This window comes from Pseudomonas sp. 22515 (genome assembly GCF_052044625.1).
GTDB classification, from domain to species: domain Bacteria; phylum Pseudomonadota; class Gammaproteobacteria; order Pseudomonadales; family Pseudomonadaceae; genus Aquipseudomonas; species Aquipseudomonas alloputida.
The window spans coordinates 173,286-182,871 of the sequence record NZ_JBQENN010000009.1 but is presented as its reverse complement, the minus strand read 5'-3'; the positions used below and the strand labels follow the sequence as shown (position 1 = coordinate 182,871).

8 protein-coding genes and 1 pseudogene are annotated in these 9,586 nt (G+C 61.6%); 4 read left to right on the top strand and 5 right to left on the bottom strand.

Annotated elements, in window-relative coordinates; all coding sequences use genetic code 11:
• From ACTJJN_RS11240 to ACTJJN_RS11220, 5 genes and pseudogenes are all read right to left on the bottom strand, one after another.
• On the bottom strand, positions 1–1,687 hold a 1,687-nt coding region (locus ACTJJN_RS11240), incomplete at its 3' end, for a DUF6531 domain-containing protein (RefSeq protein WP_440781268.1).
• 6 nt (positions 1,688–1,693) lie between these two features.
• The gene (locus ACTJJN_RS11235; RefSeq protein ID WP_003248404.1) at positions 1,694–2,161 is read right to left on the bottom strand and encodes a DcrB-related protein; all 468 of its coding nucleotides are present in this window, start codon (positions 2,159–2,161) and stop codon (positions 1,694–1,696) included.
• Between the two features lie 34 nt (positions 2,162–2,195).
• Positions 2,196–2,780, bottom strand: a complete 585-nt coding sequence (locus ACTJJN_RS11230; protein WP_440781267.1) for a hypothetical protein — start codon at positions 2,778–2,780, stop codon at positions 2,196–2,198.
• 10 nt (positions 2,781–2,790) lie between these two features.
• Positions 2,791–4,647, bottom strand: coding sequence for a type VI secretion system tip protein TssI/VgrG (gene tssI / locus ACTJJN_RS11225; protein WP_440781266.1), 1,857 nt, complete (start codon positions 4,645–4,647; stop codon positions 2,791–2,793).
• A 647-nt stretch (positions 4,648–5,294) separates the two neighbouring features.
• Positions 5,295–5,544 (bottom strand): annotated as a pseudogene (locus ACTJJN_RS11220) (ADP-ribosylglycohydrolase family protein); the annotation flags it as partial.
• 15 nt (positions 5,545–5,559) lie between these two features.
• Here ACTJJN_RS11220 and ACTJJN_RS11215 point away from each other — a divergent pair.
• The 4 genes from ACTJJN_RS11215 to tssC all read left to right on the top strand — a co-directional run bounded on the left by ACTJJN_RS11215 (position 5,560) and on the right by tssC (position 9,575).
• A complete protein-coding gene (locus ACTJJN_RS11215) occupies positions 5,560–6,111 on the top strand; it encodes a hypothetical protein (protein WP_440781265.1) in 552 nt (183 codons plus the stop codon).
• Between the two features lie 593 nt (positions 6,112–6,704).
• Complete coding sequence (locus tag ACTJJN_RS11210; RefSeq protein WP_028697263.1) at positions 6,705–7,454, top strand: hypothetical protein; 750 nt, start codon at positions 6,705–6,707, stop codon at positions 7,452–7,454.
• 64 nt (positions 7,455–7,518) lie between these two features.
• Positions 7,519–8,058, top strand: a complete 540-nt coding sequence (gene tssB / locus ACTJJN_RS11205; protein ID WP_003248358.1) for a type VI secretion system contractile sheath small subunit — start codon at positions 7,519–7,521, stop codon at positions 8,056–8,058.
• A gap of 14 nt (positions 8,059–8,072) precedes the next feature.
• Positions 8,073–9,575 carry a type VI secretion system contractile sheath large subunit gene (gene tssC, locus ACTJJN_RS11200; RefSeq protein ID WP_003248356.1) on the top strand — a complete coding sequence of 501 codons (1,503 nt, stop codon included), beginning with the start codon at positions 8,073–8,075 and terminating at the stop codon, positions 9,573–9,575.
• Positions 9,576–9,586: the final 11 nt, after the last annotated feature.

Genomic DNA, 9,586 nt, shown 5'->3' with positions numbered 1-9,586 from the left:
TGCGGCCCAGCGGGTCGGTCTCTTCGAGCAAGCGGGAGAATTCGTCGTACTTGAATTGCAGGCGGTTACCGTCCGGCAAGGTCAGGCCAACCATATTGCCGTGTTCGTCCAGCTCGATGGCGTAACGCTCCCCGCCATAATCGCGGCTGGCGACCACGCGGTGGTCGGCGTTGTACTGCACTTCCAGCTCGCGGCCAAGTACGTCGGTGGCCCAGCTGGTGCGGCTATCGAGGTCGTAGCGGAAGTGGTAGTGCTCGCCGTCGCTGGTCCAGTGCTCGACCACACGTGGCTTGTCGCCCAGGGTTTGCCAACGGTAGTGGCAGCCCAGCCCCAGCGCGTTGCTGTGGGTCACCATCAGGCCGTCGGCGTAGCTGAAGCTGCGCACGGTGTCGCCGTTGCGGTTGATCACCGCGCTTAGCTGGCCGTGTTCGTCGTAGCGGTACTGGGTAAGCGTTTCCACCGCTTCGTTGTTCACCACGCGCTTGATGTCGGTCAGGCGGCCCAGCGGGTTGTCGTAGTGCAGGTGTACGCGGGTGCCGCCGGTGGCGCTGATGTCGGTCAGTGTGCCGTCGGGCGTGCGGGTGAAGTGCAGGAAGTGGCCGAGGACGTTCTCGATACGCTGCAGCGGCACTTCGGTGTTGGTGTCTGGCACTTCGCCAAAGTAGAAGAACAGGTTGTCGAGGGTCTGCAGGATGTAGTGGCCGCCCTCGGTGCACACCAGGTACACCTGCTCGTGCGGGTTGTAGATGCGCTGCCCCGGTTGCAGGGTCACGAACGGGACTTCGCGGCCCTGGTTGTCGGTGAGGTAGATGAATGCCCCCTGGCGGCGCAGGCTCTGCTCCCAGGGCAGCACCCAGCCGCGGCCGAGTACGCTGTCGACCGTCAGGTCGCTGGCGTAGAAGCGCGACCACTCGATCGGCATCAGGCCCGGCAGGCTGAAGTCGATTTCATCGGGGATCAGCTTGCGGCCCGTCGTGAGGTCGACGGGGTTGCCGACCAGGCCGCCGATAGCCTTGCGGGCCACGGGTTCGACCACGTAACGGCTGGCCACCTCACCGGCGACGAAGCCGGCCGTGAACTTCAGCGCGCAAGGCATGACGGCTTTCATGCCGGCCTGGGTACCCGCCTTGATCAGCTGGGCGATACCGCCTGCGGCACCGGCGATGGCCATCAGCACATCCACGGTGGTGCGCAGCCACTCCGGGACTTCATCGTCCACGGGCAGGTAACGGTAGGTGCCGCCGCCGATGATGACGTTGTCCGAACCACCGGAAATGGTGGCGCCGCAGGTCAGCTTGTCGCCCTTGCGCGCGGCGGCGACGCTGTTGATGAAGACGTTGGTCGAGCCTTCGGCAATCTGCACCGGCCCTGGGTGCTTGTCGCAGGCACCGATGCTTTTTTCGACGCGGGCGGCCTTGCGGCTGTTGATGAACACGTTGGGTGAGGCAGTGGTTATCGTCCCTGAGGGGGACGAGAACATACTGCCTATCGCCTCTCCGGCGGCAGTCAGCAAGCTGCCCCCGATGCCGGCTGCGAGGCCGGCCAGCAAGGCCACGCCGAACCCGCAGGTGAACGTGGCGATGGCCACCGTGGCCACCAGCGCAATCCCCAGGGCGGCCCCGATCAGGAAGCCCCCCAGCGCGCTGGTGTGCGATATCTCGTCGCCGAACCTGGCCGCTTCGAACATGAGGGGTTACTCCTGTTCGCCGGACTCGGCGCTGGTTTCGGACGGGGCGCGCGGGGTGAAGCTGGCCAACAGGTTGTCCCAGTCCTGGTTCTGCTGGGCACTGAAGTCGGCCTGTGCAGTGGTGGAGAAGATCAGGGCACGCCCGGGGCTGATGATGAAGGCGGCCTGGCGCTGGTACAGCGGGCGGCCCTGGTTCATGTAATAGGCGTCGATCTGGATGCCGGCAATGGGTGCGGTAACCGAGAGCGTGACGGCCTTGTTGCCCATGCGGGTGTAACCGCGCAGCTTGGAGGTGAGCAGCTTGACCTGGCGATCGACATAGGCCTGCAGCGCTTCGTCCGGCAGCAAGGTGTCACGCGAGATGGTGATGCTCAAGGGTGCTGGAACACTGGCACCCAAGACGAACATGTTGACCGTGCGGTCCTCGAAACCTGCCGGCAGCGCAATGCCGCCTTCCTGTAATTCGTAATCCATGCGATGAAAATTCCTGATAGCGAAAAAATCTGGGTCAGCCCTGCGCAAAGCCATCGAGCATGCGGTCGAACTCGGCCAGCCACTGGCTCAGGCCGGGCTTGCTGGGGTCGATCACGCTGGAGATATCCAGCCATTGCAGCGAATCGCTGCCGGCGATGGGCACCAGTGCGCCGACCAGGCGACCGTGCCGAGGCTCGTGGCCGGCATTGAAGTGAAAGTCCACGACCTTGGCCGGGTTCCCAGCCAGGAGGCAATCACGTTGGCGAATCACGCGCAGTTGCGGGTTCAATTCGCGCAAAGCCTCGACTGCGCTCTGGAACAGTTGCTCCAGCGGCTGCCTGGCGCGTACATCACGGCGGCGGATGCTGAGGCTGACCGGCTCGCCTTCATGCTCGAGGGTGGTCTGGATGTCGCGAAAACGAAAGCCGAGCGGAAACTGCAAGGAGAACCCTGCGAAGGTGAAAGCGCTGGCGACATCCTGCAACACGGCTGGCAGCGGTTCCGGCTCGGGCACAGGCTCGGGCACATGAGCAGCTTCCGCCAGACTGGCCAGCCGCGCAGCCTCCTCTTGCGCTTCGCGCCTGGCGGAGATGCGGTCGTAGATCGAGGGCTTGTACATGAACCTTGCCTCAGTCGTTGATCCGCACTGCGGCGCCGGTGATCTGGGTGGTGTCGGTACTGGTGGTCACGATGACCTTGCCTTTGATCTCGATGCCTTCCGGGGTCAGCGTGATGCTGCTGTCGCCCACCTGCAGGATGATGTGCTGCTTGGCGGCCACCTGGATGAACTGGTTGTCGACCTGCAGGGTGTAGGAACCTTCGGTCACCTGCACCACGGTGTCTTTCTTGACCGTTTCGGTGTGCGTACCACCAACAGTAATCGAGCGGTTATTCCCCACATCATGGGTCTCATCCAGCTCGATCTCGGTATCCATGTTGCGCTCGGCATGCATGATGATCTGCTCGGCGCCGGCCTTGTCCTCGAAGCGGAAGAAGTTGGCGGTACCGCCGTCGCCCTTCATCGACCGCGTCAGGAACCCACTCTGGGTCTTGTTCGCCGGCAGCGACCATGGCGGGGTGTTGGTGCTGTTGTACAGGCTGCCCATGATCAGCGGCCGGTCCGGGTTGCCGTCAAGGAACACCACCACCACTTCGTCGCCTACGCGCGGAATCTGGATGCTACCGAAGCCACCGCTGGCACCGGACTGGGCGACACGTACCCAGCACGAGCTGTGGTCGTTGTACTTGCCATTGCGGTCCCAGTGGAACTGGATTTTCACCCGGCCCAGTTCGTCGGTGAAGATCTCCTCACCCGGTGGGCCGACGATGATCGCGGTCTGCGGGCCGGCAATGGTCGGTTTGGGCGTACTCAGCTGCGGGCGGAACGGGATCTTCTTGCGCACGCAACTGAAGGTGTTGAAGTAGCTGGCCTGCTGGCCGGTAAGGTAGTTGTTGTGGCCTTCGCTTTCCACGCTCATCAGCAGGAACTGACGGTCTTCTACCGGCCCCTGGTCGTGGATGTAGTGCTGCAGCAGTTCGAAGGTGTAGCCCGGCTTCATGGCCCGGCAGTTGCTGGCGCCTTCAAACTTTTTGCCGCGCAGCTCCAGCGCCTCGATGCGCAGGCGCAGCAGGGTTTCGCCTTCGTCATAGGTACCGTGGGTGTACTGGCCGGGGAAGTCGTAGATCTCGAAGTTCTCGACATCGCCCTGATTGTTCACACTGTTCAGCGCCACCGGCAGGCGGTTGTTCGGTTGGCGGTAGTCAAAGGTTTGCGTGGCCATCTTGCCGGATTGCAGTTGACGGTTGCCGCTCCACTGGGTAATGGAGTCGGCAGTCTCGGTGACCGAGGCGCTGTGGAAGCGGATTTGCGGTTGCTCGGGGATGGCCACCAGCGTGCTGGAGTCATCGCAAATGATCATGGTGTGGCCTTCGGCGGTGTGCTCGAAGTAGTAGAACATCCCCTCTTCCTCCAGCAGGCGCTGGACGAAGTTGAAGTCGGTTTCGCGGTACTGGGTGATGTAGGTGTAGCGCTTCTGTGGCCGGGTCAGGCGAAACTCGTGGCGGGAAAACGCCGGGCACAGGGCGAACACTTCGGTAACCACTTCCTCGACCGTGTTGCCCTGGAAGATCCGTGTGTCGAAGCGGTTCTTCAGCATCGAGAACCACGGGTTGAGGGTGGCGGTATAGCGTGCCATGCCGCCGTCGCTGCCGATGCTGGCAAAGCGTGTGAGGTAGCCGGTTATGTACCGCGGGCCGCCTTCGGCCAGTTCGATCTCGATGCTGACGTGCTGGCCCATCATGGATTTGAGCGGCACGCCGGAGTCTTCGCAGACCAGCAGCAGTTCGTAGTTGAACGCCCGCGACAGGGCTTCGGTGCCCTTGAAGGTTTCCAGCAGCAGCTCCTGCTCGGGGTTGGCGAGGTTGTGCAACTTGAACAGGCGGCGGTTCTGTGGCGACAGCAGCGCGGAGGCCAAGTCCATGATCATGCGAAATCTCCTTGAAAACACGGCCAGCACGCGCTTGCGATGCTCAGCTGCAACCCTGATCTTGCGGGCGTATTCTGCATGCGCGCATAACGCGCGTGCTTGCGGAATCATGCGACTGCCTGCAGAAAGGAAAGTGCCATCATGCATTGAAATAAATGCGACAGGGTTCACATTCCCGAATGCCAGGCAGGCAGAAAGGCCCAAAGGAAACACCGGCAAAAGCTGTCCTGTCAACTCGCTACCGGCCTAGGAAAACCGGGCGATACCGCCCTGTAAGGCAATGTCATATCGCCACCCTTCATCTTCCTTACTGGCGCCCGGAGGCGACCCGGCAATCGCCGAATGGCCCGTCGCAGCAGGTTTTTGAGGTATCGATCAGCGCCCATGCCTGACAGCTCCCACTCGAACTGTCTCGCTACCTGATTCATCAGCTCCATTGGCGGAGAAAAATGTTTCATAACGTGGATTGGTTCAAATTTTTCGCCACTGGCCAATTCCGGCAAATGGCCATCGCGAACGCGGCCGTAATGGCACTTGCGGGATGCGGCCAGCCACGAAACCGTGCAGCGATGCTCAATTGCCTTCATTGCCGCGCACGCCTGTCATGAGAACAGTGGGCTCTGCGCCTGACTTCACACCCATCCAGAGGTGTCCGCCAGGCACGGGGCCATGCTGGTATCGTCGGTCCACTCACCAGGCGCCAGGCGGAAAGGACCACCGCAGACCAGATCGTTAACATGCCCCTGATCGCGCCGCTGAAACTCCGGCGTCGTGCCTACTGCATTCATCAATCGCCAGACCAGGCAATGCGCCCTGAGCGCAATCCAGTGCCTGGTCCTGTGATAACGTGCTGAACCTGTTGTTCAGCCATGCCGGTTTGATCCGCGGCAGCCAGGGAATGCTCAGGCACACATGAAAGACCATCCCGAACTCTACGTAAGGTCCCCTTTTCTTTTCCGGCTTACGGCCATCGGTCTGATGCTGTCCATGCTCGCCATGGGAGCACTGGCGGTGTACGCCTTATGGACAGATATCGTGCCCCTCTACGGCCGGATCTACCGTAATGCGCCGGTCGTGGAAACACCACTCAAAGCTTTCTTCATGATTGCATTCATTCCCCTGGGGCCTTGCCTGATCGTTGCCAGCCTGATCGCCGCATGGACCGGTCGGAAGTTTGACCCACCGAAAACCTCTTGGCTGCACGGGTTCCAGCTACGCTCGCTGCAACTGACGGTTGTGCTGATGGTTATCGTCGCTCCGACAATGATTGCGCTGACCACAGCCACGCTTTCGGCAAAGGACTACTGGTCGTGCCCGAAGCTCAGGATCTCGGGCTCCGGTTGGCAGATGTTCTGGGTTAACGATGAACGGGTGTGCTTCAAGCCGGATCATTACATCAACGACAATTGGCCATGTAAGGCAATCGATGGCAGAGACGTTTGCGTACAGGTCGATGGTCGCTGAGTTGAATGAAACCGGCTACGCCGGTGTTTGCGGGCAAGCTGCCCGCGAATGCGGTGGCGGCTGTGACGGTGAATGATCAAGGATAGTGGCCGGCAGGTCCGGCCTATTCGCGGGTAAACCCGCTCCTACGGGCATCGCGCTAGCTATTAGATTTTGAACAAGGCAATTACCCCGCCGGACGCGACGAAACCGGTCGCATTGCCATCATCCTGACGCGTTACCCCACCCCGCTGCACGCACGCGGCCGGCGCACAAAATGAGAACTGATTCACTTTTTGAAAAAAACTTTTGCCAACGATTTTAATCGCTTTCCAGCCCCTTTCGTACCCAGTCTTTAGGGCTTGAGCCCCCATCTCCTGCGCCCAAGACACGCTGTCAATATCACAGCGCCATTATTGCGCAGCGTCACAAAACGGGGAAAAAATCGCCCCCCTCGCCGGAACTTCTTCCGCAGCGAGGTGCCCTACTCGGCATTGCTGGCAACACAATATTCATATGCCAGCACCCAAATTCGCTGCAGCCGAAAGGCGATTTTTCAGGTCCACGCCACCGGCGTTTCAGGACGATCAAGCAGGCACATGGACGATGCACCAATGACACAGACATTCGATGTCGAAGCACTGATCAAGCTGCGTAGCCAGACGCGGGCGATCTCCGATGCGCTGAAGGCGCAGGCGGCGGATTACCTTGCCACCGTGGCACCGCTGATCCGTCCGCAAACCCTGTTTGGCGAATACCTGCAAGGCGCCCAGCGCAGCAGCGGGCGCGAAACCCAGGGCCACTTCCAGGCCCTGGTCGAACTCTACGAACGTATCGGCTCGGCCGCGCCGTTCCAGCTGGTCACCGAGCTGGAAGTACCGCTGAACCTGATCAGCACCACCCCCGAACTGTTCCCGCTGGAATACGACAAGACCCTGGAACACAGCGGCCAGGTCATCCGCATCACCAGCCCGACCCGCTGGGTTGTGGGCTTCCACGCCTTTGACCTGGCGCGGTTTCGCAATGTCATCAAAGACCCCAACCGCAGCAGCGCCGAGCTGTACCGCTTCGTGGTGCACTACCTGGTGCTGTTCTACTGCCTGAGCAAGTCGCCTGGCCTTGGGCGGCTGTTCGAGGGCTTGCGCTACGGCCTGAGCTTCGAGCGCCTGAAGGGCTTTGGCGACCTGCCGTTCTGCGTCATCAGCTCGCCGGTGCGCTCGGAACTTCCCGACGACTCGGTCATCCGCAGCAGCACGCAGATTGCCGGCAACACCAGCTTCGAAGAACTGGTAGGCCGGGACAACATCCTGGAAATGAACGACGAAATCCGTCAGCGCCTGCTGCTGACGATCGAAGGACTGTAACGCGCAGCGCCCGGCACCGGGCCGCGCAATGATTCGCAGCGAATTGCTCGCACTGGAGAACACGATGGCGAAGAAGGAAAGCACTCAGCACAAACTCGACCGCGTTCGCGCGCCTCGGGTCCATATCACCTACGACGTGGACATCGGCGATGCCATCGAGAAAAAGGAGCTGCCCTTCGTCGTCGGCGTACTGGGTGACTTCTCCGGCAACCCGCTGGAGCCGCTGCCCAAGCTCAAGGACCGCAAGTTCGTGTACATCGACCGCGACAACTTCAACGGTGTGCTCAAGGGCATCAAGCCACGCCTGACCTACCGCGTCGACAACACCCTGGCCAAGAACGGTACCCAGTTGGGCGTGGAGCTGAACTTCAACAGCCTCGAAGATTTCGAGCCACAGAACGTGGTCAAGCAGGTCGAGCCGCTGCGCAAGCTGCTGGAAGTGCGCAACAAGCTGGCCGACCTGCGCAACAAGATGGGCGGCAACGACAAGCTCGAAGAGCTGCTGATGGACGTGCTGCAGAACACCGAAAAGCTCAAGACCTTGGGCAAGGAATTCGGCCGTGAAGCCGAAGTGAAAGACCCGTCCAGCGACGATCGCGCCTGAGCAGGAGCCCGAACATGACCGACAAGCAAACTGCACCGCAACAGGCCGGCGACCTGGTCGAAGTGGAAAACTTCGCGCCACAGCCCTCGCTGCTCGACAGCATCATTTCGCAAAGCCGCGTGGCCCGCTCCGACACCGAGCGCAACCGCACCCGCGACCTGATTGGCGAACTGGTGAACCAGGTGCTCGAGGGTGAGATGACCCCGAGCAAGGACCTGATCGCCGTGCTCGATTCGCGCATCGCCGAAATCGACGCGATGCTCTCCGAGCAGATGAACGAGATCATGCACGCCCGCGAGTTCCAGCAGCTGGAAGCCTCCTGGCGCGGCCTGAAATACCAGGTGGACCAGACCGAGACCAGCACCACGCTGAAGATCCACCTGCTCAATGCCTCGAAGAAAGACCTGGTGCGCGACCTGAAGGCCGCCAGCGAATTCGACCAGAGCGCACTGTTCAAGAAGGTCTACGAAGAAGAGTACGGCACCTTCGGTGGCGCACCTTTCGGCATGTTGATCGGTGACTACGAGTTCAACCGCAACCCCGAAGACATGTACCTGCTCGAAGAGATCTCGCACGTCGCGGCGGCGGCGCACGCGCCGTTCATCTCGGCCGCTTCGTCCGAGCTGTTCGGCTGGGACTCGTTCACCGAGATGTCCGGCCCGCGTGACCTGGCGAAGATCTTCGACACCGTGGAATACGCCAAGTGGAAGTCGTTCCGCGCCTCGGAAGACTCGCGCTACGTCGGCCTCACCCTGCCCCACGTGCTCGGTCGTCTGCCGTATGGCCCGGATACCACCCCGGTGGAAGAATTCAACTTCGTCGAAAGCGTCGATGGCCGCGACCACAACAAGTACCTGTGGATGAACGCCGCCTACGCCCTCGGCACCCGGGTCACCGATGCCTTCGCCCGCTACGGCTGGTGCGTGGCCATCCGCGGTGTGGAAGGTGGCGGCCTGGTCGAAGGCCTGCCGACCCATACCTTCAAGACCGACGACGGCGAAATCGCCCTCAAGTGCCCGACCGAAATCGCCATCACCGATCGCCGCGAAAAAGAGCTGTCGGACCTGGGCTTCATCCCCCTGGTGCACTGCAAGGGCACCGACTATGCCGCGTTCTTCGGCACCCAGTCGGCGCAGAAACAGAAGCAGTACAACACCGACATCGCCAACGCCAACGCACGCCTGTCGGCCCAGCTGCAATACATCTTCGCCACTTCGCGCATCGCCCACTACATGAAGGCGATCATGCGCGACAAGATCGGCAGCTTTGCCTCGCGCATGGATGTCGAGCGCTTCCTCAACCAGTGGCTGGCCAGCTATGTGCTGCTCGACGACACCGCCAGCCAGGAGGCCAAGGCCAAGTTCCCGCTGCGCGAAGCGCGCGCCGAGGTGTTCGAAGTGCCCGGCAAGCCAGGCGTGTACAAGGCCGTGACCTACTTGCGCCCGCACTACCAGCTGGATGAACTGACCGCCTCGCTGCGGCTGGTTGCCGAGCTGCCACAGGGCGCGCGCGGCTGACAGGCCGTTGT

What these genes read in the sequence shown, in the direction of transcription:
- tssB (WP_003248358.1), top strand. Translation starts at nt 7,519, where the DNA reads ATGGCGAAGAAGGAAAGCACTCAGCACAAACTCGACCGCGTTCGCGCG.
- tssI (WP_440781266.1), bottom strand. Translation starts at nt 4,647, where the DNA reads ATGATCATGGACTTGGCCTCCGCGCTGCTGTCGCCACAGAACCGCCGC.
- ACTJJN_RS11215 (WP_440781265.1), top strand. Translation starts at nt 5,560, where the DNA reads ATGAAAGACCATCCCGAACTCTACGTAAGGTCCCCTTTTCTTTTCCGG.
- ACTJJN_RS11210 (WP_028697263.1), top strand. Translation starts at nt 6,705, where the DNA reads ATGACACAGACATTCGATGTCGAAGCACTGATCAAGCTGCGTAGCCAG.
- ACTJJN_RS11230 (WP_440781267.1), bottom strand. Translation starts at nt 2,780, where the DNA reads ATGTACAAGCCCTCGATCTACGACCGCATCTCCGCCAGGCGCGAAGCG.
- tssC (WP_003248356.1), top strand. Translation starts at nt 8,073, where the DNA reads ATGACCGACAAGCAAACTGCACCGCAACAGGCCGGCGACCTGGTCGAA.
- ACTJJN_RS11235 (WP_003248404.1), bottom strand. Translation starts at nt 2,161, where the DNA reads ATGGATTACGAATTACAGGAAGGCGGCATTGCGCTGCCGGCAGGTTTC.